Consider the following 24,621-nt stretch of genomic DNA (forward strand, 5'->3'; position numbering starts at 1 on the left):
TTGCCTTCGCTTAACGCAGTTTCAACGCAGCTTCAGAGTGGAGAGGCCGAACAGCACCAGCATGATGGTGATGATCCAGAAGCGGACCACCACCTGGGTTTCCTTCCAGCCCTTCTGTTCGAAGTGGTGATGCAGGGGCGCCATCAGCAGGATGCGTCGCCCCTCGCCGTAGCGTTTCTTGGTGTATTTGAACCAGCTCACCTGCAGCATCACCGACAGGGTTTCGACGACGAAGACGCCGCCCATGATCAGCAGCACGATTTCCTGGCGCACGATCACCGCCACGGTGCCCAGGGCTGCGCCCAGGGCCAGGGCGCCCACGTCGCCCATGAACACCTCGGCCGGATAGGCGTTGAACCACAGGAAGCCCAGGCCGGCGCCGCACAGGGCGCCGAGGAACACGGCCAGCTCGCCGGCACCCGGCACATAGGGCAGGAACAGGTACTTGGCGTAGCCGGCGTGGCCGGCGACATAGGCGAACACCGCCAGGGCCGCCGCCACCATGACGGTGGGCATGATGGCCAGGCCGTCCAGGCCGTCGGTGAGGTTCACCGCGTTGGAGGTGCCGACGATGACGAAGTAGGTCAGGGTGATGAAGCCGATCACACCCAGGGGATAGGAGAAGGCCTTGAAGAAGGGAATGATCACTTCGGTCTGGGCCGGGCCGGTGGCGGAAAGCCCCAGATAGACGGCGGCGGCCAGGCCGAAGACGGACTGCCAGAAGAACTTCCAGCGGGAAGCCAGGCCGTTGGGGTCCCGGTACACCACCTTCTTCCAGTCGTCGTACCAGCCCACGGCGCCGAAGCCCAGGGTCACCACCAGCACCACCCAGACGTAGCGGTTGGAGAGGTCGCCCCAGAGCAGGGTGGTGATGCCGATGGCGATGAGGATGAGGACGCCGCCCATGGTGGGGGTGCCGGTCTTCACCAGATGGGTCTGGGGGCCGTCGGTGCGCACCGCCTGACCGATCTTCTTCGCCGCCAGCCAGCGGATGACGCCGGGACCGGCGACAAAGGAGATGAGCAGGGAGGTCATGGCGGCCAGCACCATGCGCAGGGTGATGTAGTTGAAGACGTTGAAGGCCCGGATATCCTGGCCCAGCCATTGGGCGATCAGCAGCAGCATCAGCTGTTCTCCTTGGAATTTTGGTTGGCGGCCGGCGCCGTCAGGGCGTCCACCACCCGCTCCATCTTCATGAAGCGGGAGCCTTTCACCAGCACGGTGGTATCGCCGGTCAGTTCGGCCTGCACCGCCTGCACCAGGGCCTCGAGGTTCTTGTAGTGGTGGCCGCCGGCGCCGAAATTGCGCGCCGCCTGGGCCGCGGCCTCGCCCAGGCAGTGGAGCTGGTCCACGCCCTGGGACTTGGCGTAGCCGCCGATTTCGTCGTGATACTGGCCGCTCATGGCGCCGATCTCGCCCATGTCGCCCAGCACCAGAATCTTGCGGCCCACGGTGGCGGCCAGCACGTCGATGCCGGCCCGCACCGAATCCGGATTGGCGTTGTAGGTGTCGTCCAGGATGACGGCGCCGGCGGCGGCCGGCTTCTGCTGCAGGCGGCCCTTGACGCCACGGAAGGACTCCAGCCCGCCGACCACGGCCGCCAGGGAAATACCGCCGGCCAGGGCGGCGGCGGCGGCGGCCACGGCGTTGCGGGCGTTGTGCAGGCCGGGCACCCGCAGGCGGATGGCGGCATTGCCCTTGGGCGAGGTCAGGTCGATGCGGGTTTCCAGGCCGTGCAGCTGCACCTTGCCGCCCACGTCGGCGGGCTTGTCCAGGCCGAAGGTGACGACACGGCGACGCTCGTTCACACCCTTCCAGTAAGCGGCGAAGGCGTCGTCGGCGCTGACCAGGGCGACGCCACCGGGCTTCAGGCCGGCATAGATGGTGGCCTTTTCCTCGGCCACCTGCTGCAGGTCGCCCATGCCTTCCAGGTGGGCGCGCTGGGCGTTGGTCACCAGGGCCACGGTGGGCTGGGCCAGGCGGGTCAGGTAGCCGATCTCGCCCGGGTGGTTCATGCCCATCTCGATAACGCCGAAACGGTGGGTGGTGCGCAGCTTGAGCAGGGTCAGGGGCAGGCCGATGTCGTTGTTGAAGTTGCCCTGGGTCGCCAGAACCACCATGGCCGGATCGTAGCCATCCAGCACGGCCTGGGCCTGGAGGATGGAAGCGATCATTTCCTTGGTGCTGGTCTTGCCGTTGGAACCGGTGACGGCGATCAGGGGCAGGGAGAACTTGGCCCGCCAGTAGCCGGCCAGGGCGCCCAGGGCGAGGCGGGTGTCGGCCACCGCCACCAGGGGCAGGCTGACCTTGCCCTGCAGCTGTTCCACCGTATCCACGGCCACCACGGCGGCGCAGGCGCCCCGCTCGCTGGCCTGGGCCAGGTATTCGTGGCCGTCGAAACGCTCGCCGCGCAGGGCGACGAACAGCTCACCGCGGCCGACGCTGCGGCTGTCGGTGGAAACGCCGCCGAACAGCACGTTGCTGCCGTAGGCGGTGCCGTTGGTGGCCCGGGCCACTTCGAATAGATCCATCATGCTGCCATGCTCCCGGCGCGCTGTTGCAGGGCCCGCGCCACGGCCTCGATGTCCGAATAGGGGCGCCGCACCAGGCCGGCGGCACCCATGATTTCCTGATAAGGCTCGTGGCCCTTGCCGGCCACCAGCACCACGTCGGCCACGTCCGCCCGCAGCACGGCGTGGGCTACAGCCACCTCCCGCTCCGCCTCCAGCGCCGCCTCCGGCGCTCCGGCGCGGATCTCGGCCAGGATCGCCAGAGGATCTTCGCTGCGCGGGTTGTCGCTGGTCAGCAGCACTTCATCGGCCAGGCGGGCGGCGACGCTGCCCATGAGGGGGCGCTTGCCCTTGTCCCGGTCGCCGCCGCAGCCGAAGACACAGTGCAGGCGGCCGCCCCGGGCCTGGGCCACTTCCCGCAGGGCGGTCAGGGCGTTTTCCAGGGCATCGGGGGAGTGGGCGTAATCCACCACCACCAGGGGCAGGCCCTTGCCGCCAAAACGCTGCATGCGGCCGGCGGGCGGGGTCAGGCGGCACAGGCGCTGGCCCACCGTTTCCAGGGGCAGGCCCAGGGCCAGCAGGGCGCCGGCCACGGCCAGCAGGTTGGCCACGTTGTAGCGGCCCACCAGGCCGGTTTCCACCTCCACCCGGCCCTGGGGGGCGATCAGGGTGAAGGCCAGGCCTTCGGCGCCATGGCGCAGGTTTTCGGCAGACAGCAGCCAGTCGGCCTCGGGCGCCTGGCGGCCTTCCAGGGTGTAGCCGATGCGCAGGCTGGCGGTGGTCTGGGCCAACAGCTCCCGGCCGAAGGGATCGTCCAGGTTGATCACCGCCTCGTTCAGCTCGGGCCAGGCGAAGAGCCGCTCCTTGGCGGCGCCGTAGGCGGCCATGGTGCCGTGGTAGTCCAGGTGGTCCCGGGTCAGGTTGGTGAACACGGCGATGGAGAAGCGGGTACCGTGGCAGCGGCCCTGGTCGAGGCCGATGGAAGAGACTTCCATGGCGCAGGCGACGGCGCCGGCAGCCTTGTACTCGGCCAGCAGGCGGTGCAGGGCCAGGGCGTCGGGCGTGGTGTTGGCGGCTTCGCCCAGGGCGTCGGGAAAGCCGTTGCCGAGGGTGCCGATGACGGCGCAGGGGCGGCCGGCGCCGCCCAGGGCCTGGGCGATCCACTGGCTGCAGGTGGTCTTGCCGTTGGTGCCGGTGACGCCCACCAGGGCCAGCTGCTCCGAAGGCCGGCCATAGACCAGGTTGGCCAGATGGCCGGCAAAGGACTGCAGGTTGTCCACGCCCAGCTGGGGCACGGCGGCCCAGGCGGGATTCCAGGCAAAATCCCGGGCTTCCCAGAAGACGCCGGCAGCGCCCTTCTCCAGGGCGGCGGGGATGAAGCTGCGGCCGTCGGCGGCATGGCCGGGATAGGCAACGAAGACGTCGCCGGGCTGCACCCGGCGGCTGTCGTTCTCCAGCCGGGTGACGGCGACGCCCTGGGCGCGCAGCTGGTCGAGAAGGGCCTGGGCCACGATGGCGCCGCTCACAGGGCCTCCTTGCCGGCGTTGGAGCCGGCCACCTGCAGGGCCGCATCCTGGGGCACACCCAGGGTGCGCAGGGCGCCGCTCATGATGTTGGCAAAGGTGGGACCGGCCACGTCGCCGCCGAAGTGCTTGCCGCTGGAAGGCTCGTCGATCATCACGGCGACGATCAGGCGGGGGTCGCTGGCCGGGGCCAGGCCGACAAAAGAGGCCACGTACTTGCGGGCGTAGACGCCGCCTTCCAGCTTGTGGGCGGTACCGGTCTTGCCTGCCACCCGGTAGCCGGGGATCTGGGCCTTGGGCGCGGTGCCGCCGGGCTGCACCGCCATTTCCAGCATGGCCCGGACCTCGCGCACGGTCTGGGGCGAGAACACCCGCTCGCCCTTCACCGGATTGCCGTCGCCCTTGAGCAGGGTCAGGGGAATCAGCTCCCCGTCCCGGGCGAACACGGTGTAGGCCCGCACCATCTGCATCAGGGAAACGGAAATGCCATGGCCGTAGCTCATGGTGGCCTGTTCGATGGGGCGCCAGGTCTTCCACGGCCGCAGGCGGCCGCCCACTTCGCCGGGGAAGCCGAGCTTGGGCGCCTGGCCGAAGCCCAGGTTGTCGAACATGGTCCACATTTCCTCGGGCGGGAAGGTGCCTGCCACCTTGGCGATGCCCACGTTGGAGGATTTCTGGATCACCTGGGCCAGGGTCAGCAGGCCATGGGCGTGGGAGTCGGAAATGGTGGCGGTGCCGATGGTCAGCTTGCCCGGGGCGGTGTTGATGACCGAATCGAAACGGAACTTGCCCTTCTCCAGGGCCAGGGCCGCCGAGAAGGGCTTCATGGTGGAACCGGGTTCGTAGGTGTCGGTGACGGCGCGGTTGCGCAGCTGGGCGCCGGACAGGTTGGCCCGGTTGTTGGGGTTGTAGGTGGGCCAGTTGGCCAGGGCCAGGATTTCGCCGCTGCGGGCGTCCACCACCACGGCGCCGCCGGCCTTGGCGTCGTTGTCGTCCACCGCCTGCTTCAGCTGGGAGAAAGCCAGATACTGGATCTTGGAATCCAGGGCCAGGGTGATGTCCTTGCCGTCCTGGGGCGGCTTCACCGAGCCCACGTCCTCGACGATCTGGCCGCGGCGGTCCTTGATCACGCTGCGGAAACCGGGGCGGCCCAGCAGCTGGTCCTGGAAGGCCAGCTCGACGCCCTCCAGGCCCTTGTCGTCCACGCCGGTGAAGCCGACGATGTGGGCGGTCATGTCGCCGGAGGGGTAGTAGCGGCGGTATTCCTTGTTCTGGTGGATGCCCGGCAGCTTCAGGGCGGCGATGCGCTCCCCGGTGTCCGGCGGGATCTGCCGCTTCAGGTAGACGAAATTCTTGTCCTCGGCCAGGCGGCGGTTCAGCTCGCGGCCATCCATTTCCAGCATCTTGGCCAGGTTCTGGGACTGCTCCGGGGTCAGCTTGACGTCCGCCGGGATGGCCCAGATGGAGCGCATGGGGGTGGACACGGCCAGCACGTCGCCGTTGCGGTCGGTGATGCGGCCCCGGGAGGCGGAGATTTCCAGCTCCCGGCGATAGCGGGACTCGCCCTTTTCCTGGAGGAAATCGTTGTTGATCACCTGCAGATAGAAGGAACGGCCGGCCAGAACGGCAAAGCCCCCGAGCAAGGCGAGGGCGGCGAGGCGGGAGCGCCAGGCGGGGAAAGCCAGCTGGAGCACCGGGCTTTCGGTGTAGCGGTGGCTGCGGGCCCGGGCCATCTCAGCGGCCTCCTGCAGGCACGTTGATCACCTTCGCCGGCTCCGGCGCATGCATGTGCAGCTTGTCCCGGGCGATTTTCTCGATGCGGGGATGGGTGGCCCAGGTGGACAGTTCCAGCTGCAGCTGGCCCCATTCCACGTCCAGGCTGCGGGCCCGCTCCTGCTCCCCTTCCAGTTCCTGGAACAGCTTGCGCGCCTTGTGCTGGGAGGTGACCACGCCCAGGGCGCAGATCATGGCCGCCAGCAGCAGGAACAGGTTGAGGCGCAGCATCTCAGGCCACCTTCCGGCTCAGGGGCACTGCGGTGCGTTCCGCCACGCGCATGATGGCGCTGCGGGAACGGGGATTGGCCGCCACTTCCTCCCGGGAGGCCCGCACCGCCTTGCCCATCAGCACCAGGGTCGGCTGGGGCAACTGGTCGGCGCGCAGGGGCAGGCCCTTGGGCAGGTGACTGGCAGGCTCGGCTTGGTCACGCAGGAAATTCTTGACGATGCGATCCTCCAGGGAATGGAAGGAAATCACCGCCAGTCGGCCGCCGGGCTTGAGCAGCGCCAGGGCCTGGGAGAGGGCTAGCGAGAGCTCCTGGAGCTCTTGATTGATATGAATCCGTATAGCTTGAAAGCTTCGCGTCGCCGGGTCCTGACCGGGCTCGCGGGTCCGCACGGCTTCAGCGACGAGCGCGGCAAGCTGCCTTGTGGTTGCAACAGGCCGCTCGGACCGAGCAGCCACAATCTTCTTTGCAATCTGCTTAGCAAACCGTTCTTCCCCATAGTCCCTTATAACCTCCGCAATTTCCGTCTCATCGGCGCGGGCCAGCCATTCCGCGGCGGTTTCGCCCCGGGTGGTGTCCATGCGCATGTCGAGAGGGGCATCGAATCTGAAGCTGAAGCCCCGCTCTCCCTCATCGATCTGGGGCGAAGACACTCCGATATCCAGGAGCACCCCGTCCACCAGCCCGATTCCCTGTTGCTGCAACACCTCCCCCATCTCGCTGAAAGGGGTGTGATGCAGCGAAAAACGCTTGTCCTGGATCGCCGCCCCGGCCGCGATGGCCCGGGGATCCCGATCGAAAGCCACCAGCCGCCCCTCGGGCCCGAGGGACTCGAGGATCAGCCGGCTGTGCCCGCCGCGGCCGAAAGTGCCGTCCACATAGACGCCCCACGGGTCAACGCGGAGGGCCGTCACCGCTTCCTGCAGGAGCACGGTGACGTGGGTACTACGTTCGGTGGTCACAGAACAATGCCCTCGAAACTGGCGAGAGCCTCAGGATCCTGGAGCGCCGCCAGGGCCAGCTCGTTCTGCTTGGCCCAGGAGTCCTCGCTCCAGATTTCAAAGTGGTCCCCCATGCCCACCAGCATCACCTGTTTGTCCAGCTTGGCCAGGGAACGCAGGGCGGGAGGGAGAAGAAGACGTCCGGTGGAGTCGGCTTCCTGGACGGAAGCGGTCCCCAGGATCACCCGGCGCACCGCGGCGGTGGCGGGATTCATGGTGGCGATCTTGGACAGCTTGTCGGCGATGGGCTGCCATACCGACTCGGGATAGACCTTGAGGCAACCGTGGGGGTGGTAATTGACCACCAGGCGGCCGGCGGAATTGAGGGCGAGTTCGGGCCGGTGACGTGCTGGCACAGCCAGCCGCCCCTTCGCATCCAGACTCAGCGTATCCGCCCCTTGAAACATGACTTCCCCTGGTTTCCCCCGAGGTCCTTCGGCAGGCGGGAGGATTTCGCTCACTCCACAATTCACCACCGAACACCACGTTTCACCACTTTAGTGCACTCAAACCTTAGCGTCAATGGGGAAATGGCATTTTTTTCTTTTGCGACAAGGGCTTACAGCGCTTTCTGACAAAATTTTACAGAAAAAATTTCCTTAAAAATCAATATTGATACAAATCAAACTGAAAGTACTTTATTAGGAGTTGAAGGGCGCAATCCGCCCTCCGGGCATCCCATGCCATCGGAGTGACAGGCAAAACGACGAGCGCAAGAAAGAAGGATGGGGACAAGCTGAAAAAACGACGGGCGAACGCCTGCCGGCCCCGGCCACGGGCGGGGGTCTGGGAAATACGGGAAGGGATGTGAAGCTGGCCGATAAGCCGGGTTCTGTTGGGCGTTGGAGGCGAACCTCCGCCGCCTGGCAGCCATTCCTCTAGGCGCCGTGTTACCACGGCGCTCAAGCAGCCTACCCGGGAGCAGCGCGAGCCACGCCTGATGCTCCCCTATTTGGCCTTGCTCCGGATGGGGTTTACCGTGCCGTCTGTGTCGCCACAGCCGCGGTGGGCTCTTACCCCGAACCGGCTTGCGCCGGCCCGTCCGGACCTGAGGTCCGGCCACCGTTTCACCCTTGCCTGATCCCCGGTTTGCACCGGAGCCATCGGCGGTCTGCTCTCTGTTGCACTTTCCGTCGCCTTCGCCTTGCGGCTTATAGCGCCTGGCCGTTAGCCAGCATCCCGCTCTATGGAGCCCGGACTTTCCTCTCGGTACGAATACCCAGCGGCTGCCTGGCCAGCTTCACCCCGCCATTATACGGGCTTGGCGCGCCGCCCCGGACGGAATTGCCAGGTATCGGCGTAATAGTCCGGATTTTCGTTGTCCGGGGTTACCCCGGGCAGGCCCAGCAGCGGCAGGGGCTGCAGCTCCCGGGGCCGGCCGTGGTGGCCGGCGGCCAGCTCAGTCGCCAGGCGCGCATCCAGGGCCGAGAGGTCGCCCCGGTCCACCGCCGCCAGGACTGCCGCATCCACCTCGTAGAGAACCGCCTTGGCCGTCAGCCCGCGAAAAGGCGCGAGCAGGGATTCATAGGTGGCGTGGCCGAACACCACCACCCGCAGGGAAACGGCCAGGTCCGCCCGGCGCTGCCAGAACAGTTCCTGCCAGCGGAACTCCCGCAGCAGCTGCAACAGGGAAGGATCGCTGGACAGCACCAGGGCGCCGCACTCATCGAAATGGGTCATGGCATCCCGGGCGCCGCCGCGCCCACTCCCCGGGGCACCGTCCCCGGCTGCCGCCAGGGCCTGCAGGTGGCGGCCGTTGATGGCCTGCTTGCTCAGGGGAAAGGCACACCACACCAGGGCGTTGAAGAAGTCGTGCCAGTTGTCGGGCCGGGTTTCCACCTGGCCGTTGGCGCCGATGCGCGCCTCGTAGCCCAGGCCGTCGTCCCGGGGCGGCGGAAAACTCAGAGGATGGCCGGTGGCCGAGCGCAACCCCAGACCGGCCGCCAGCGCCGTCAGGCCGGCCAGGGCGGCGGCATCGGGCACCGGCGGCCAGGGCGGCTGCAGCCGCGCCAGCCAGGGAGCCAGGGGCGCGAAGAGGGGATTGGCGTAGGGAGCCGGCCGGCTCACTGCTGGGTCGGCGCGGGCGCGGCGGGAGCCGTTGCGGCGGGTTCCGTGGCGGGGGCCGGCACCGCTTCCGCCGCCGCAGCCGGCGGCGTGGCGGGCTTGGGTTCCGGGGTGAAGACGAAGCGGTCGCCCTTCTCCTCGAACACGCCCACCTTGTCGCCCAGACCTTCCTGGGGGGCCGCCGCCAGCTTCTGGAAGCCCTTGCAGGTCTGGGTTTCGGTGAGGAAATAGGCCTCGCCCTGCTTCAGCACGAAGGTGCCGGGACCGGGCTGCCACAGCTCGACCCTGGTGTTGCGGGGAGCCGGATTGAGCAGGTGGATGCGCTGGCAGTCCGGCAGGCGGGCGGCGATGACGGCGAACTTCACCGTCTTCTCCCAGAAGAAGTTCTGCTCCCGGGAGACGCTGATGGCGTGATCGCGGCCATCGATGCGATAGGCGGCGGCGTCATTGATGCAGCCGGCCAGCAGGGGCAGGGACAGCAGGGGCAGGAGCAGCAGGGGCTTCTTCATGGCAGGCATCCTCGGGGAAGCGGTGGCGCAGTCGGGTCGTCAGGCGACGAAGGTCCAGGGCAGGCTCTCGCCGGCCCGCAGGGGGGTCAGGCTGTCGCCGCTCAGGTAGGCCAGGCTGGCAGGCACGGCCTGGGCCTTCTTTTCCAGGGTGATCTTGCCGCTGTTGCGCGGCAGGCCGTAGAAGTCGGCGCCGTGGAAGCTGGCGAAGCCCTCCAGCTTGTCCAGGGCACCCGCATTGTCGAAGGCCTCGGCATACAGCTCCATGGCATGCAGGGCGGTGTAGCAGCCGGCACAGCCGCAGGCCGCCTCCTTGGCGCCGGTGGCGTGGGGCGCCGAGTCGGTGCCGAGGAAGAACTTGGGATTGCCGGAGATGGCCGCCTGCACCAGGGCCTGGCGGTGGGTCTCGCGCTTCAGCACCGGCAGGCAGTACCAGTGGGGGCGCACGCCGCCCTGGAAGATGGCGTTGCGGTTGTAGAGCAGGTGGTGGGCGGTGATGGTGGCGCCGATGCTGGCGCCGCTCTCGGCAACGAAGGCCGCCGCGTCGGCGGTGGTGATGTGCTCGAACACCACCTTGAGGCCGGGGAAGTCCTTCAGCAGGGGCATCATGACGGTATCGATGAAAGCCTTTTCCCGGTCGAAGAGATCGATGGCCGGATCGGTGACTTCACCGTGCACCAGCAGGGGCAGGCCCCGCTTTTCCATCTCGGCCAGGGCCGCCGAGCACTTGGCCAGGCTGGTGACGCCGGCGTCGGAATTGGTGGTGGCGCCGGCGGGGTACAGCTTGACCGCCTTGACGAAGCCGGAGGCCACGGCGGCGGCGATTTCGCCGGCCGGGGTGTTGTCCGTCAGGTACAGGGTCATCAGGGGCTCGAAGCTCATGCCGGCCGGCAGGGCCGCCAGGATGCGCTGACGGTAGGCGGCCGCCTGCTCCACCGTGGTCACCGGCGGCTTCAGGTTGGGCATGACGATGGCCCGGGCGAACTGGCGGGCGGTATGGGGCAGCACGGCGGCCAGGGCTTCGCCGTCGCGCAGGTGCAGGTGCCAGTCGTCGGGACGGGTGATGGTGATTTGCATGGAAGTTCTTCGTCAAAGGGCCTTGCGGCTGATAAACGTAATTTTAGCTGCCGCCCTGCCCCACTGTCTGTAGGGACTTGGCGGGCCGCTGCGGCGGTCGCCTCAGCCGGCGTCCTTGAGGGCCAGGGCCTTCTGGTACAGCTCGTTCTTGGAGGCGCCGGTGATTTCGGCGGCCAGCTTGGCGCACTGCTTCACCGGCAGGCCTTCCGCCAGCAGCAGCCGGAGGACGCGCTCGCCGGCGCCGTCGTCCGCATCCTCCGGCGCGCCCTCCACCAGCAGCACGAACTCGCCGCGCTGGCGGTTGGCGTCGGCCTGCAGCCATTCCAGGGCCTCGCCCAGGGGACAGGCGTGAATGGTCTCGAACAGCTTGGTCAGTTCCCGGGCGAAGACGATGGTGCGCTCGGGGCCGAAGGCGGCGGCCAGGGCCTCCACCGATTCCAGTACCCGGTGGGGCGCCTCGTAGAAGACCAGGGTATAGGGCAGGGCCGCCAGGGCTTCCAACTCCTTCTGGCGCTGGCCGGCCTTGGCCGGAAGGAAGCCGTAGAAGAGGAAATGGGGAGCCATCAGGCCGGAGGCGGAGAGGGCCGTCACCGCGGCGCAGGCGCCGGGCAGGGGCACCACCTTGAAGCCCGCCTCCCGCACCCGGGCGACGATGCGGGCGCCGGGATCGGAGACGGCGGGCGTGCCGGCATCGGAGACCAGGGCCACGGCCTCGCCGGCGGCCAGCTTGTCGATGACGCCCTGGGCGGCCTGTTCCTCGTTGTGCTGGTGGGCCGGCAGCAGACGGGCGCCGCTGCCGAAGTGGCGCAGCAGGGGCTGGCTGTGACGGGTGTCCTCGGCGGCGACCCAGGGCACGGCCTTGAGCACCTCCACGGCGCGCAGGCTCATGTCCTGGAGATTCCCCAGGGGGGTGGGGACCACATACAATGCAGATTCAATTGTCATCAATACTCGCGAGCCGGACCGTGAACACAGGCGCCAAAGATACCACGGCAGCAGCCCCCTCCCCCGCCCGGGACCCGCGGCAGGCCGACGGCAGCCTGGCCGAGGCGCGGGCCGCCGCCTGGCTGGAGGGCCGGGGACTGAAGGTCCTAGCGCGCAACTACCGGGTCAGGGGCGGCGAAATCGACCTGGTCTGCCGCGACGGCCGCACCACGGTCTTCGTTGAGGTGCGCCTGCGCCGCAACGGGGATTTCGGCGGCGCCGCCGCCAGCATCACCCGGAAGAAGCAGCAGCGCCTGATCCTGGCGGCCCGCCACTGGCTGCAGGAACAGGGCGACAGCGCCTGCCGTTTCGACTGCGTGCTGTTGCAGGGCGAGGCGGCGAGCGCCCCCTTGGAATGGCTCAAGAATGCCTTCGACGCCGATTAGGGCCTTCCTGCTCTCGTGCCTGCTGCTGGCGGCGCCGGTGGGGGCCGCCGAGGTGCGCATCCTGGTGCAGAGTTCGCCCCTGGCCGGCAGCCAGTATTACGGCAGCGACACCCTGTGGCCGGCCATGGCCGTGGGCGATCCCCTGACCCTGCACCGGGAACCGGACAATCCCCACGATCCCCGGGCGGTGCGGGTGGAGTGGCGCAAGGCCAAGCTGGGCTACCTGCCCCGGGCGGAAAACGCCGCCGTGGCCGCCGCCCTGGACCGGGGCGAAGTGCTGGAGGCCCGCATCAGCCGCCTCACCCGCCACAAAAATCCCTGGCGGCGGGTGGAGGTGCAGGTGTGGGTACGCCTGTAAAGCGCAGCGGGAGCGACACCGCCCGGAGGCATGGCCCGGGAGGCAGCAAAGACGGCCATCCCCAGCGCGCCATGTCGCCAAAGCCCATGCCTGCTGCCTCTCCAGCCCCCCCTGAAAACGACAAGGGCACAGACCCACCATCTCGGTGACCTCTGTGCCCTCTGTGGCCAACGCTTTTAAAGCAGCGTCAGATCCAGCTCACCAGCCCGTACTGCTTCTTGCCTCGACGCAGGATGGTGAAGCGGCCGAAGAGGCGCTCGCCTTCGCCGATCTGGTGCTCGATGCCTTCCACCTTCTGGCCGTTGATGGCCACGCTGCCGCTCTGGATGAAGGTGCGGGCTTCGGACTTGGACTTGGCCAGGTTGGCAGCCACCAGGGCGTCGATGAGGCCGCCCTGGGCCTTGTCGATGGCGACGCCGGGCATGCCGTCCTGGGCCAGCTGCTCCAGGTCGTTTTCCGTCAAAGAGGCCAGTTCGCCGGAGAACAGGCTGTGGGAAATGCGCTGGGCCGCCTTGAGGGCCTCGTCGCCGTGCACCAGGCGGGTGGCTTCCTCGGCCAGGATGCGCTGGGCTTCGGGCTTGCCGCCGCCGGCCTTGTCCGCCGCCTCGATTTCGGCGATGCGGGTCAGGGGCAGGAAGGTGAAGAATTTGAGGAACTTGTAGACGTCCGCGTCGCTGGTGTTGAGCCAGAACTGGTAGAAGGCGTAGGGCGAGGTCTTCTTCGGGTCGAGCCAGACGGCGCCGGATTCGGTCTTGCCGAACTTGGTGCCGTCGGCCTTGGTGATGAGGGGCACGGTCATGCCGTACACCTGCTGCTGGTGCAGGCGGCGGGTCAGGTCGGTGCCGGCGACGATGTTGCCCCACTGGTCGGAGCCGCCCACCTGCAGGATGCAGCCGAAACGCTTGTACAGCTCGGCGAAGTCGTAGCCCTGCAGCAGGCTGTAGGAGAACTCGGTGTAGGAGATGCCCTGGTCTTCCCGCACCAGGCGCTGCTGCACCGATTCCTTCTTGATCATGGCGTTCACCGAGAAGTGCTTGCCGATGTCGCGCAGGAATTCCAGGCAGTTCATGCCGCTGAACCACTCGTAGTTGTTGGCCATGCGGGCGGCGTTGGGGCCGTCGAACTTGAGGAAGGGCATGACCTGGCCGCGGATCTTCTCCACCCAGGTGGCGATCACGTCGGGGGTGTTGAGCTTGCGCTCGGTGGCCTTGAAGCTGGGGTCGCCGATCATGCCGGTGGCGCCGCCCACCAGGGCGATGGGCTTGTGGCCGGCTTCCTGGAAGCGCTTCAGGATCAGCACCGGCACCAGATGGCCCAGGTGCAGGCTGTCGGCGGTGGGATCGAAGCCGCAATAGAGGGTCACCGACTCCTGGGTCAGCAGTTGATCGAGCGCCTGGGCGTCGGTCAGCTGGGCGATGAGCCCGCGATCGTGCAGATCCTGGATGAGGGGGGACTTGTACATTGCTATTTCTCCACGGCAGAACGGCTGGCCGCCCGGTGGCGGCCGCAAAGACGGGAGATTTTACCAGAGCCGGGGCGCCAGGCTGGCGCCGCCGGGCCGGTGAGGGAGAAAAGGGGGGAGCGGCGGGGCGGCCTCAGGCTACCTTGAGGGTTTTGCGGTAGCGGCTCAGGTCCTGCACCGTCTCGAAGGTCTGGTCGAAGAGGCTGGAGAGGTTGCGCAGGATGCCGCCCACCACCCGGGCTTCCCAGGTCTTGTCGAAACAGATCTGGGTGTCGAGCCAGCGTTCCAGCCATTCCGGGTCCGGCAGGCGGCTTTGCACCGTGTCGTTGGGGAAGAGGCTCTGGTTCACGTGCAAGTTGGTGGGGTGCAGGGGCTTGCCGGAACGGCCGCTGGCGGCCATCAGCATGCCCAGCTTGGCGAAGGCGGCCCGGGCGCTGTCGCCGAACTTGTCGATGGCCCGCTTCATGTACTTGAGGTAGGCGCCGCCGTGGCGGGCCTCGTCCCGGGAGATGTGGTCGTAGATGGCCTTGATCACCGGCTCGGTGTGCCATTCGCTGGCCCGGCGGTACCACTGGGTCAGGCGCACTTCGCCGCAAAAATGCAGCATCAGGGTTTCCAGGGGCGGGGCCGGGTCGAACTCGAAGCGCACGGCGTGCAGCTCCTCCTCCGTCGGCACCAGCTCGGGGCGGAAGCGGCGCAGGTATTCCTGCAGCACCAGGGAATGCTTCTGCTCTTCGTAGAACCAGATGGACATGAAGGCGGAAAAGTCGGAATCGTCCTTGTTGTCCCGCAGGAACATCTCCGTGGCCGGCAGGGCGGACCATTCGGTGATGGCGTTCATTTTGATGGTGATGGCCTGCTCGTCGGAGAGCAGGCCGGCGTCGAACTGGTCCCAGGGAATGTCGTCGGCCATGTTCCAGCGGGCTTTTTCCAGGCTGGTGAAGAGTTCCGGGTAGAGCATTTTTATGTTTTCTCTGTTGGAGTTGGGGGCGCGCAGCTACAGACAGCGCCAATGCCGCCCGGTTCCCTGCTTTTTTGCAGCGTCCGCCTTCGTGCGGGGGCCTGGGCCGGGAACCCGGAGCCGCCAGTTGCTGTCTTGAGTAAGCCGGGCTGCTGGCCTGGAGCCATCGACCTGCCCCTGCCCGGAGGATTCATGTCCCGACTTGCCGCCCGAGTTCTGCCCGCCCTCCTCGTCCTGTTCAGCCTGATAGGAACCGCCATGCCGGCCAGCGCCGCCGATTGCCCGCCCCTGCTGCAGCACACCTTCCCCGCCCTGCAGGACGAAAAGCCCCAGCCCCTCTGCCAGTACGCCGGCAAGGTGCTGCTGGTGGTCAATACCGCCTCCTACTGCGGCTTCACCAACCAGTACGACGGTCTGGAAGACCTCTACGCCGAACTGAAGGGCCAGGGCCTGGTGGTGCTGGGCTTCCCGGCCAACGACTTCGGCCAGCAGGAACCGGGCTCCAACCAGGAGATCGCCGATTTCTGCCGCCTCACCTACGGCGTGCGCTTCCCCATGCTGGCCAAGACCGCGGTGGTGGGCAAGGACGCCAACCCCTTCTACCAGGCCCTGGCCAAGGCCACCGGCCAGGTGCCGCAATGGAATTTCCACAAGTACCTGATCGACCGCAGCGGCAAGACCGTGCTGTCCTTCGGCAGCCGCACCACGCCCAACGACCCCCAGTTGCGCCAGGCCATCCAGCGCTTCCTGGCCCAGCCCTGAACGACAAAAAGGCGCCACGCCGCCCCCAACCCCACGGAGAGACGATATGAATGCACCGGACAAGATGTTCCACCTGCCCGATGTCCAGGCCACCCCGGACCAGCGCCAGCTGGCGATCCAGAAGGTGGGCGTGAAGGGCCTGCGCTATCCCCTGGCCCTGGCCGCCGCCGACGGCGCCGTGCAGCACACGGTGGCCGAGCTGACCATGGCCGTGGGCCTGGCGCCGGAGGTGAAGGGCACCCACATGTCCCGCTTCGTCGAAATTCTCGAACGCCCCCGGGGCGCCCTGCAGGCGGCGGACCTGCCGGCCCTGCTGCAGGAAATGCTGGGCCATCTGCAGGCCGAGAGCGGCAACATCGACCTGGCCTTCCCCTACTTCATCGCCAAGGCGGCCCCGGTTTCCGGCGTTTCCAGCCTGCTCGACTACGACGTGCGCCTGCAGGTGGAGCAACAGCCCGGCGCCCCGATCCGCACCACCCTGGCGGTGACCGCCCCGGTCACCAGCCTCTGCCCCTGCTCCAAGAAGATTTCCGAATACGGCGCCCACAACCAGCGCTCCCACATCACCATCAGTGCCGAACTGCGCCAGCCCATGGCAGTGGAGGAACTGGTGCGCCTGGCCGAGGAGGAAGCCTCCTGCGAGGTCTTCGGCCTCTTGAAGCGCCCGGACGAGAAGTGGGTCACCGAACGGGCCTACGACAATCCCAAATTCGTCGAGGACCTGGTGCGGGACATCGCCCTGCGCCTCATGGCCGAGCCCCGCATCGGCCGCTGGTCGGTGGCCTCGGAGAATTTCGAGTCCATCCACAACCACTCGGCCTACGCCGAGCTGTGCGGCGAAAATGTCTGAGACCCGGTGCCTGAAACCCGGCGCCTGAGGCCCGACCGCCAAGACCCGGCGACCTGAGGCTGGGCAAGGAATTCATCCAAGCCCTGCCCTGAAACGCAAGAGGGGCGCCATTCTCCGGCATGCATTGCCGAAGAATGGCGCCCCTTCTGCTTTAGCGGGCACCCGTTGTGAGACGACGCCTCAGAACAGGAAGGGCTGCTTTTCCTGGGCCTGAGCCGGCGCCACCGCCCCCTCGCCGTTGGCGAAGACCTTGACCTGGCGCGGCTTCAGCCACACCTGCTGGCCGGCCGTCAGGCCCAGCACCTGCTGGCGCTCCCGGGTCAGTTCCACTTCCACCAGTTCCCCCTGGTGGATCACCTCCACCCGCACCAGGGGGCCGATGGTCTGCACGTAGCTGACCTTGGCCTCCAGGGATTCGGGTGTGGCCACGGTGTCGATGTCGATATCGTGGGGGCGGATGAAGGCCACCGCCTCCTGGCCGGCGGGCACGTCGTCCCGGGCCACCTCGGCCCAGGCGCCATGGACCCGGCTGTGGAAGACGTTCACGTTGCCGAGGAACTGATAGACGAAGGGGCTGGCCGGGTTGGAATAGACCTCGTCCGGGGAACCCACCTGTTCGATGCGGCCCTTGTTCATCACCACCACCCGGTCCGCCACTTCCAGAGCCTCTTCCTGGTCGTGGGTGACGAAGACGGAAGAGATGTGCATCTCGTCGTGCAGGCGGCGCAGCCAGCGGCGCAGTTCCTTGCGCACCTTGGTGTCGAGGGCGCCGAAGGGCTCGTCCAGCAGCAGCACCTTGGGTTCCACCGCCAGGGCCCGGGCCAGGGCGATGCGCTGCCGCTGGCCGCCGGAAAGCTGGGTCGGGTAGCGGTCCGCCAGCCAGTCCAGCTGCACCAGGGAGAGCAGGTCCATGACCCGCTTGCGGATCTCGGACTCGCTGGGGCGCTCCTTGCGCGGCTTGACCCGCAGGCCGAAGGCCACGTTCTCGAACACGTTCATGTGGCGGAACAGGGCGTAGTGCTGAAAGACGAAGCCCACCTGGCGCTCCCGGGCGTGGAGGTGGGTGGCCTCGCTGCCTTCGAACATGACCTGGCCCTCGTCCGCCGTTTCCATGCCGGCGATGATGCGCAGCAGGGTGGTCTTGCCACAGCCGGAAGGACCGAGCAAGGCCACCAGCTCGCCGGTGGGAATGGAGAGGGAGACGTCGTCGAGGGCGACGAAGTTGCCGAAACGCTTGGCGATGTTGCGGATTTCGATACTCATGGCGGCAGGCTCAGTTGGTTTTCTCGGGGGGCAGTTCGGCGGTCAGCATCGCGGTCTCGGCCCGCATGCGCCACTCCACCAGGGTCTTGGCCACCAGGGTGACCAGGGCCAGGAGGGCGAGGACGGAGGCCGAGGCGAAGGCACCGATGGCGTTGTATTCGTTGTAGAGAATTTCCACGTGCAGGGGCAGGGTGTTGGTCTCGCCGCGGATGTGGCCGGAGACCACGGAGACGGCGCCGAACTCGCCCATGGCCCGGGCATTGGCCAGGATCACCCCGTACAGCAGGCCCCACTTGATGTTGGGCAGGGTCACCCGCCAGAACATCTGGAAGCCGGAGGCGCCGAGGGAGACGGCGGCCTCCTCCTCGTCCTTGCCCTGGGCCTGCATCAGGGGAATCATTTCCCGGGCGACGAAGGGGAAGGTGACGAAGAGGGTGGCCAGGATGATGCCGGGCACGGCGAAGACGATCTTCACGTCGTGCTCGGCGAGCCAGGGGCCGAAATAGCCCTGGGCGCCGAACATCAGCACGAAGATGAGGCCGGCGATGACCGGGCTGACGGCAAAGGGCAGGTCGATCAGGGTGATCAGCAGGCTCTTGCCGCGGAACTCGAACTTGGCAATGGCCCAGCTGGCGGCAATGCCGAAGGCCACATTGAGGGGCACGGCGATGGCCGCCACCGCCAGGGTCAGAGTCACGGCGCTGCGGGCCTCCGGGTCCAGGAGGCCGTTGACATAGGCTTCCCAGCCGCCCCGCAGGGCTTCGGCGAAAACCGCCGCCAGGGGCACGCCGAGGAACAGGGCGAGGAAGGCGAAGGCCAGGGTCAGCAGGGTGTAGCGCACCCAGGCCGGTTCGGTATTGGCACGGCGCACGCTCATTGCTCGCCTCCGGTATTGCGGTTGTTGTGTCGGTTGGCGGCCCACCACTGCAGGCCGTTGATAGCCAGCAGCAGGACGAAGGAAATGCCCAGCATCACCACCGCCAGGGCGGTGGCGCCCACGTAGTCGTACTGCTCCAGCTTGGAAATGATGAGCAGGGGCGTGATCTCGGAAATGAGGGGCATGTTGCCGGCGATGAAGATCACCGAGCCGTACTCGCCCACGGCCCGGGAGAAGGACAGGGCGAAACCGGTGAGCAGGGCCGGGAAGATGGCGGGGAAGATGATGCGGCGGAAGGTCTGCCAGCGGGAGGCCCCCAGGGTGGCGGCGGCCTCCTCCACTTCCGGCTCGATGTCCTCGATCACCGGCTGCAGGGTGCGCACCACGAAGGGCAGACCGATGAAAGTGAGGGCCACGACGATGCCCAGGGGCGTGTACGCCACCTTCAGGCCCAGGGGCTCCAGGTACTTGCCGATCCAGCCGTTGGTGGAATAGAGGGTGGCCAGGGTGATGCCGGCCACGGCGGTGGGCAGGGCGAAGGGCAGATCGACGAAGGAGTCGATCAGGCGCTTGCCGGGGAAGTCGTAGCGCACCAGCACCCAGGCCACGATGAGGCCGAAGAAGGCGTTGATGACGGCGGCCAGGGCCGAGGCGCCGAAGGTCACCCGATAGGCCGCGAGGGCCCGCTCGGTGGTGGCGATGTCCCAGAACTGGGCGAAGGTCAGGGCGGTGGACTTGAGCACCAGGCCGCCCAGGGGGATCAGCACCAGCACCGAGAGGTACACCAGGGTGTAGCCCAGGGCCAGGCCGAAGCCGGGGAGGACGTTGTTTTTCTTGGCTGACATGGGTTTCTCAAACGACGGCGCCGGGGAGCCTTGCAGGCCGGCCCGGCGCCGTGGGGGTCGGGGGCGGGGGTGGATTACTTCTGCACGTAGAGCTGGTCGAAGGAGCCGCCATCGACGAAGTGGGCCTTGGCCGCCTTGCTCCAGCCGCCGAACACTTCATCCACGGAGAAGGTCTTGATGTTGGGGAACTGGGCGGCATACTTCTTCAGCACTTCCGCATCCCGGGGCCGCAGGTAGTTCTGGGCGGCGTTCTCCTGGCCTTCCTTGGACCACAGGTAGTCCAGGTAGGCCTGGGCCTGCTTGCGGCTGCCCTTCTTGTCCACCACCTTGTCCACCACGGCCACCGGGAACTCGGCCAGGATGGAAACGCTGGGATAGACCACCTCGAACTCGCCGCGGCCGAATTCCTTGGCGATCAGCTCGGCCTCGGACTCGAAGGTGACCAGCACGTCGCCCAGGCGGCGCTGCATGAAGGTGGTGGTGGCATCCCGGCCGCCGGCGGCGAACAGGGGAGCGTTCTTCAGGATCTTGCCGACGAATTCCAGGGCGCTCTTGTCGTTGCCGCCGGGCTGCTTGAGGGCGTAGCCCCAGGCGGCCAGATAGGTATAGCGGCCGTTGCCGGTGTTCTTGGGGTGGGGCACGATCACTTCGACGCCGGACTTGGCCAGGTCGGACCAGTCCTTCAGGGCCTTGGGATTGCCCTTGCGCACGATGAACACCATGGTGGAGGTGTAGGGCGAGGCGTTGTTGGGGAATTTCTTGGCGTAGTCCTTGGCCACCAGGCCCTTGTCGGCCAGGTAATCGACGTCGGTGGCCTGGTTCATGGTCACCACGTCAGCTTCCAGACCGTCGGCCACGGCCCGCACCTGCTTGGAGGAACCGCCGTGGGACTGCTTCACCTCCACCTTTTCACCGGCCTTGGCCTGCCAGTGCTTGGTGAACATGGGGTTGTAGTCCTTGTAGAAATCCCGGGCCACGTCGTAGGAGGCGTTGAGCAGGGTGACATCGGCCAGGGCCGGGGCGACCAGGCCGCCCGCCAGGAGCAGGGCGGCGAACAGGCGGGAAACGGGGGAAACGGCGTTCTTCATGGGGGTTCCTTCCAGCGATGGCTGACTCTTCAGAAGCGAACTCTAAACAAGGTGTTTAGAACCACAAAGCTTCTTTGGCTATTTGTTTATTTGAGAAAACGCATAAAGCAAAGGCCCGTACGGCCCTTGCCCGTCACACCGGCAGGCGGCTCTCGCTGCGCTGCCAGTCGCCCTTGAGCAGGGGAATCTGGTGCGGCGGCACCGGCTTGCTGAACAGGTAGCCCTGCAGTTCATCGCAATCCAGGTCGCTCAGCACCTGCCACTGGGCCTCGGTCTCCACCCCTTCGGCGACGGTGCGCATGCCCAGGCCGTGGGCCAGGAGGATCACCGCCCGCACCACGGAGCGCGCCTCCCGGTCGTCCAGGAGGCGGGAGACGAAGCTGCGGTCGATCTTCACCTCGTCCACCGGATACCGGGAGAGATAGGAAAGGGAGGAATAGCCCGTGCCGAAATCGTCGATGGAGACCCGCACCCCGGCCTGGCGCAGGGTGCTGAAGATGGCCAGGATCTGTTCCGGGTCGTCGGCCAGGGAGCTTTCCGTCAGTTCCAACTCCAGGCCGGCCGGGTCGATGCCGCTCTGGGTCACCACCTGCAGCACCTCCTGGGCAAAGTCCCAGCGCCGCAGCTGGCGGGCCGAAACATTCACCGCCACCCGCGGCACCGGCACCCCCTGCTCCTGCCAGGCCCGCAGCTGGCGGCAGGCGGCCACCAGGCACCAGTGGCCGATGGCGTCGATGAGGCCGGCGTTTTCCGCCAGGGCGATGAAGCTGTCGGGCATGACCAGGCCCCGGGTCGGATGGCGCCAGCGCACCAGGGCCTCGACCCCGGCGATGCGGCCGCTGCTGGCACCGATCTGGGGCTGGTAGTAGAGCAGCAGCTGCTCGCCCTCGACGGCCCGGCGCAGGTCGTTCTCCAGTTCCAGCCGCTCCAGGGAACGCTCGTTGTGGCTGGCGATGAAGAAGCGGTAGGCCGCCCGGCCACCGTCCTTGGCTGCGTACATGGCCACGTCGGCATGCTTGAGCAGGGACTCCCCGTCCTCCCCGTCGGCCGGGTAGAGGGCGATGCCGATGGAGGTGGAGGCAAAAATCTCCCGCTCCCCCAGCCGCACCGGCTGGTCGAACTGGGCCAACAGCTTGCCGGCGACGATGCTGGCATCCTCCGCCGACAGCACTTCGGGCAGCAGCAGGACGAACTCGTCGCCGCCGAGGCGGGCCAGGGTGTCGCCCTCCCGCAGACAGAGACTGAGGCGGGCCCCCACTTCCTTGAGCAGCAGGTCGCCCTGGTCGTGGCCCAGGGTGTCGTTCACCGCCTTGAAGCGGTCCAGGTCCAGCAGCAGCACCGCCAGCTTGCGCCGGGAACGGTGGGCCTGGCGCAGGGCGTTTTCCAGGCGGTCGTAGAAAAGGCGGCGGTTGGGCAGGCCGGTGAGGGGGTCGTGGTAGGCCAGGTGGTGGATGTGGGCCTCGGCCTGCTTGCGGTCGGTGATGTCGGTGAACAGGCCCACGTACTGGCTGACCTGGCCGGCCCCGTCCTTGATGGCGGTGATGGACAGCCACTCCGGATAGGTCTCGCCGGACTTGCGCCGGTTGATCACTTCGCCCTGCCACTTGCCCTGCTCCTGCAGGCTCTGCCACATCTGGGCATAGAAGGCCGGATCGTGCTGGCCCGAGGCCAGGATATGGCCCGGCGCCCGGCCCCGGGCGTCCGCCTCGGAATAGCCGGTGACCTCGGAGAAGGCCGGATTGACCGACTGGATGCGGCCCCGGGCATCGGTCACCACCATGGCCTCGCCCAGGCTGTCGAAGACCCTGGCCGCCAGATGCAGGCGGGCCTCGGCCTGCTTGATTTCGCTGATGTCGCGGAAGGAGGCCACGTAGCCGGCCTGGTCGGCGTCGCCCTCGCCGCCCCGCAGGGGCGCCCCCAGCACGGCCACCGGGAAGGCACTGCCGTCGCTGCGCACGAAATCGTCCTCGCCCTCGAACACGGCGCCGGTGGCCAGGGCCCGGGCCAGGCCGGAAACCTCGGCCGGCGCCGCGCCGGGCCACAGCACCGTGGCGGCATCGCGGCCGAGCAGGCCGCCCGGCGCCGCCCCCAGCAGGGCTTCGGCCCGCTGGTTGGCGAAGGTGATGCGCCCGCCCCGGTCCAGGGCCAGGATGCCTTCGGCCAGGGTATTGGCGATGTTGTCGAGGAAGGCATGGCTGTGGCCCAGCTCCAGGGCCGACTTCTTCAGCTCCACCATGATGTAGACCACGGTGGCGATGAGGAACAGGGCAAACAGGGCCAGCAGCAGGCGGTAGCTTTCTGCCTGCTTCAGGTCCTGGCGGTAGATTTCGCTGTAGTCCCGGTAGGAGGCCTCCAGGCTGCCGGCGAAGGGGCTGCCGGTGAGTTCGTTGAGCAGGCTCTCCACGTCCAGGCGATGGCGCAGCACCTGCTGGCCGTGGGCCGTCATCAGCAGCACCTGGCGCCGCACCTCCAGAGGCCAGCCGACGACCTGGTCCTGCAGGGCGGAGAGGTCGGCGGCCACCGCCGGCATGTCGTCGGCCTCGCCGCGGATGAGGAACTCCATGATTTCCCGCCCCACCGTCGCCAGCAGGGCGCTGTGGGGCACGCTGCCGCGGCCGTCCGGGCTGTCGCTGGCACGCAGGAGCTGGCTGGAGAGATTGAGGAAGTGGTCCTGGGAATTGCGCAGCAGGGCGTTCTGCTGCTTGAAGCGCTCCAGTCCTTCCCGCTTTTCCTGCCACAGGGCCAGCACCGGGGTCATGGCCTCGCTGCCGTGGCGCTGCAGTTCCGCCTGCAAACGTTGCAGCAGGGCGGAAATGCGCTCGTCCGCCGCCGCCACCGCGTCATAGTCCTGCAACTGGCGGTGGCGCAGTTTGAGCAGGTCCTGGTTGAGGCGGGCGTCCAGGGCGACGATCTCATGCACCAGGGCCTCGACCCGGGCCTGCTCGGCGACGTCGGCCCCGGTGCTGCGCTGGAACAGCCCCACCAGGATGACGGTGAGGATCAGCACCAGCAGCCAGGGGGCGGCGCCCTTCCAGGACGGCAGGCGGGTCATGGCCGCACGTCCCCGTTGAGGGACTGCAGGAAGGTGACGATCAGGGTCACGTCCCGGGCCGGCAGCTCCACGCCCAACTGGTAGCGCCCCATGAGGGCCACCGCCTCGTCCAGGGAGGAAGTGGCGGCGTCGTGGAAATAGGGGGCGGTGAGCGCCACGTTGCGCAGGGTCGGCACCTTGAACACATGCCGGTCCTCGTCCCGGCCGGTGACGTTGAAACGCCCCATGTCGGCGGCGGTCAGGGCCTTCTTGTTGGCAAAGTAGTTGTCCATGACGCCGAAGCGCTGGAACAGGTTGCCGCCCACATTCACCCCCTGGTGGCAGGAAGAGCAGCCGTGACGTTTGAACAGGCGGTAACCGGCCTTTTCCTCGTCGGACAGGGCGGTGTCATCGCCCCGCAGCCAGCGGTCGAAACGGGAGGGGGTCAGCAGGGAGCGTTCGTACTCGGCAATGGCGTGGCGCACCGTGGCCGCCGTCAGCCCGGCCGGGTAGGCACTGGCGAAGCGGCTGCGCAATTCCTTGTCGGCCTGCAGCTTGGCCAGCACCTGGTCCCAATCCGCCGCCATTTCCAGCGGATTGTGCACCGGACCTTCCACCTGCTCCTCCAGGGTGGCGGCGCGGCCGTCCCAGAACTGGCGGAAATTGAAGGCGGCATTGAGCACCGTGGGGGCATTGATGCCGCCCTTCTTGCCGTCCACCCCGCGGGACACCGGCATGCCGTCGGCACCGCCCCGCTGCAGGTCATGGCAGCCGGCACAGGCCAGGGAGTCGTCGCGGGAGAGGCGGGGATCGTTGAAGAGGAGGCGCCCCAGGGCCACCTTGGCCGGATCCACCGGCAGGCTGTCGGGCAGGGGCAGCAGGGGCTCGCCGGGGCGGATCGGGGTAGTCGCCAGCAGGGCGGGCATGGGTTCGACCGCGGCATCGGGCGAGGCCGCCAGGCGCGGATACAGCAACGCCCCCACCGCCGTAACGGCCAGTACGCAGATCACTGCGAACAGGCGCAAATTGGGAAGACCTGCCGGCTTCGCCATGGACGTGCTCCAACCTCG

At 67.6% G+C, this 24,621-nt stretch carries 23 protein-coding genes and 1 other RNA gene; 4 read left to right on the plus strand and 20 right to left on the minus strand.

The window, feature by feature from the left end; genetic code table 11:
- Window positions 1-21 precede the first annotated feature (21 nt).
- The 12 genes from mraY to rsmI form a co-directional block, all read right to left on the minus strand.
- Window positions 22-1,125 (minus strand): phospho-N-acetylmuramoyl-pentapeptide-transferase, encoded by a 1,104-nt coding sequence (gene mraY, locus EV678_RS08535; protein ID WP_014235362.1) that lies wholly within the window; start codon window positions 1,123-1,125, stop codon window positions 22-24.
- Window positions 1,125-2,534, minus strand: a complete 1,410-nt coding sequence (locus EV678_RS08540; protein WP_130459177.1) for a UDP-N-acetylmuramoyl-tripeptide--D-alanyl-D-alanine ligase — start codon at window positions 2,532-2,534, stop codon at window positions 1,125-1,127. The genes mraY and EV678_RS08540 overlap by 1 nt, the downstream gene beginning before the upstream one ends.
- Window positions 2,531-4,036, minus strand: a complete 1,506-nt coding sequence (locus EV678_RS08545; RefSeq protein ID WP_207222216.1) for a UDP-N-acetylmuramoyl-L-alanyl-D-glutamate--2,6-diaminopimelate ligase — start codon at window positions 4,034-4,036, stop codon at window positions 2,531-2,533. The genes EV678_RS08540 and EV678_RS08545 overlap by 4 nt, the downstream gene beginning before the upstream one ends.
- Complete coding sequence (locus EV678_RS08550) at window positions 4,033-5,766, minus strand: peptidoglycan D,D-transpeptidase FtsI family protein (RefSeq protein ID WP_130459178.1); 1,734 nt, start codon at window positions 5,764-5,766, stop codon at window positions 4,033-4,035. The genes EV678_RS08545 and EV678_RS08550 overlap by 4 nt, the downstream gene beginning before the upstream one ends.
- Before the next feature lies 1 nt (window position 5,767).
- Window positions 5,768-6,037: a cell division protein FtsL gene (ftsL, locus tag EV678_RS08555; protein ID WP_014235366.1), complete on the minus strand. Its 270-nt coding sequence runs from the start codon at window positions 6,035-6,037 to the stop codon at window positions 5,768-5,770.
- A gap of 1 nt (window position 6,038) precedes the next feature.
- Window positions 6,039-6,998: a 16S rRNA (cytosine(1402)-N(4))-methyltransferase RsmH gene (gene rsmH, locus EV678_RS08560; RefSeq protein ID WP_130459179.1), complete on the minus strand. Its 960-nt coding sequence runs from the start codon at window positions 6,996-6,998 to the stop codon at window positions 6,039-6,041.
- Window positions 6,995-7,444 carry a division/cell wall cluster transcriptional repressor MraZ gene (mraZ, locus tag EV678_RS08565; RefSeq protein WP_014235368.1) on the minus strand — a complete coding sequence of 150 codons (450 nt, stop codon included), beginning with the start codon at window positions 7,442-7,444 and terminating at the stop codon, window positions 6,995-6,997. The genes rsmH and mraZ overlap by 4 nt, the downstream gene beginning before the upstream one ends.
- A gap of 398 nt (window positions 7,445-7,842) precedes the next feature.
- An RNA gene (gene rnpB, locus EV678_RS08570) (RNase P RNA component class A) lies at window positions 7,843-8,279 on the minus strand.
- Between the two features lie 9 nt (window positions 8,280-8,288).
- Complete coding sequence (locus EV678_RS08575; protein ID WP_130459180.1) at window positions 8,289-9,104, minus strand: DUF3025 domain-containing protein; 816 nt, start codon at window positions 9,102-9,104, stop codon at window positions 8,289-8,291.
- A complete protein-coding gene (locus EV678_RS08580; protein ID WP_014235370.1) occupies window positions 9,101-9,610 on the minus strand; it encodes a hypothetical protein in 510 nt (169 codons plus the stop codon). Before EV678_RS08580 ends, EV678_RS08575 begins: the two co-directional genes overlap by 4 nt.
- 39 nt (window positions 9,611-9,649) lie before the next feature.
- Window positions 9,650-10,684 (minus strand): dihydroorotase, encoded by a 1,035-nt coding sequence (gene pyrC / locus EV678_RS08585; RefSeq protein ID WP_130459181.1) that lies wholly within the window; start codon window positions 10,682-10,684, stop codon window positions 9,650-9,652.
- Window positions 10,685-10,786: 102 nt separating this feature from the next.
- Window positions 10,787-11,629 carry a 16S rRNA (cytidine(1402)-2'-O)-methyltransferase gene (rsmI, locus tag EV678_RS08590; RefSeq protein WP_130459182.1) on the minus strand — a complete coding sequence of 281 codons (843 nt, stop codon included), beginning with the start codon at window positions 11,627-11,629 and terminating at the stop codon, window positions 10,787-10,789.
- Between the two features lie 20 nt (window positions 11,630-11,649).
- On the opposite strand from rsmI, the gene EV678_RS08595 reads away from it, so the two are divergent.
- Entirely contained in the window at window positions 11,650-12,054 is a 405-nt protein-coding gene (locus EV678_RS08595) for a YraN family protein (RefSeq protein ID WP_172974727.1), read from the plus strand.
- Window positions 12,035-12,412: an HIRAN domain-containing protein gene (locus EV678_RS08600; protein WP_130459184.1), complete on the plus strand. Its 378-nt coding sequence runs from the start codon at window positions 12,035-12,037 to the stop codon at window positions 12,410-12,412. The genes EV678_RS08595 and EV678_RS08600 overlap by 20 nt, the downstream gene beginning before the upstream one ends.
- A gap of 187 nt (window positions 12,413-12,599) precedes the next feature.
- Here the strand turns inward: EV678_RS08600 and tyrS are convergent, their stop codons facing one another.
- Window positions 12,600-13,874, minus strand: a complete 1,275-nt coding sequence (gene tyrS / locus EV678_RS08605; protein WP_014235375.1) for a tyrosine--tRNA ligase — start codon at window positions 13,872-13,874, stop codon at window positions 12,600-12,602.
- A 133-nt stretch (window positions 13,875-14,007) separates the two neighbouring features.
- A complete protein-coding gene (locus tag EV678_RS08610; protein WP_014235376.1) occupies window positions 14,008-14,835 on the minus strand; it encodes a ferritin family protein in 828 nt (275 codons plus the stop codon).
- 192 nt (window positions 14,836-15,027) lie between these two features.
- Here EV678_RS08610 and EV678_RS08615 point away from each other — a divergent pair, with 192 nt between their 5' ends.
- Together EV678_RS08615 and folE2 are read left to right on the plus strand one after the other, a co-directional pair.
- Window positions 15,028-15,597: a glutathione peroxidase gene (locus EV678_RS08615; RefSeq protein ID WP_130459185.1), complete on the plus strand. Its 570-nt coding sequence runs from the start codon at window positions 15,028-15,030 to the stop codon at window positions 15,595-15,597.
- A 46-nt stretch (window positions 15,598-15,643) separates the two neighbouring features.
- Window positions 15,644-16,447: a GTP cyclohydrolase FolE2 gene (gene folE2, locus EV678_RS08620; RefSeq protein ID WP_130459186.1), complete on the plus strand. Its 804-nt coding sequence runs from the start codon at window positions 15,644-15,646 to the stop codon at window positions 16,445-16,447.
- Window positions 16,448-16,627: 180 nt separating this feature from the next.
- Here folE2 and EV678_RS08625 read toward each other — a convergent pair whose 3' ends face one another.
- From EV678_RS08625 to EV678_RS08650, 6 genes are all read right to left on the minus strand, one after another.
- The gene (locus tag EV678_RS08625; protein WP_130459187.1) at window positions 16,628-17,710 is read right to left on the minus strand and encodes a sulfate/molybdate ABC transporter ATP-binding protein; all 1,083 of its coding nucleotides are present in this window, start codon (window positions 17,708-17,710) and stop codon (window positions 16,628-16,630) included.
- A gap of 10 nt (window positions 17,711-17,720) precedes the next feature.
- Window positions 17,721-18,587, minus strand: a complete 867-nt coding sequence (cysW, locus tag EV678_RS08630; protein ID WP_014235380.1) for a sulfate ABC transporter permease subunit CysW — start codon at window positions 18,585-18,587, stop codon at window positions 17,721-17,723.
- Window positions 18,584-19,432 (minus strand): sulfate ABC transporter permease subunit CysT, encoded by an 849-nt coding sequence (cysT, locus tag EV678_RS08635; RefSeq protein ID WP_014235381.1) that lies wholly within the window; start codon window positions 19,430-19,432, stop codon window positions 18,584-18,586. Before cysT ends, cysW begins: the two co-directional genes overlap by 4 nt.
- Before the next feature lie 74 nt (window positions 19,433-19,506).
- Complete coding sequence (locus EV678_RS08640; protein WP_014235382.1) at window positions 19,507-20,520, minus strand: sulfate ABC transporter substrate-binding protein; 1,014 nt, start codon at window positions 20,518-20,520, stop codon at window positions 19,507-19,509.
- Between the two features lie 133 nt (window positions 20,521-20,653).
- Window positions 20,654-23,572 carry an EAL domain-containing protein gene (locus tag EV678_RS08645; protein WP_014235383.1) on the minus strand — a complete coding sequence of 973 codons (2,919 nt, stop codon included), beginning with the start codon at window positions 23,570-23,572 and terminating at the stop codon, window positions 20,654-20,656.
- Window positions 23,569-24,603: a cytochrome-c peroxidase gene (locus tag EV678_RS08650; protein WP_130459188.1), complete on the minus strand. Its 1,035-nt coding sequence runs from the start codon at window positions 24,601-24,603 to the stop codon at window positions 23,569-23,571. The genes EV678_RS08645 and EV678_RS08650 overlap by 4 nt, the downstream gene beginning before the upstream one ends.
- Window positions 24,604-24,621 lie beyond the last annotated feature (18 nt).

This window comes from Azospira oryzae (genome assembly GCF_004217225.1).
Lineage (GTDB): Bacteria > Pseudomonadota > Gammaproteobacteria > Burkholderiales > Rhodocyclaceae > Azospira > Azospira oryzae.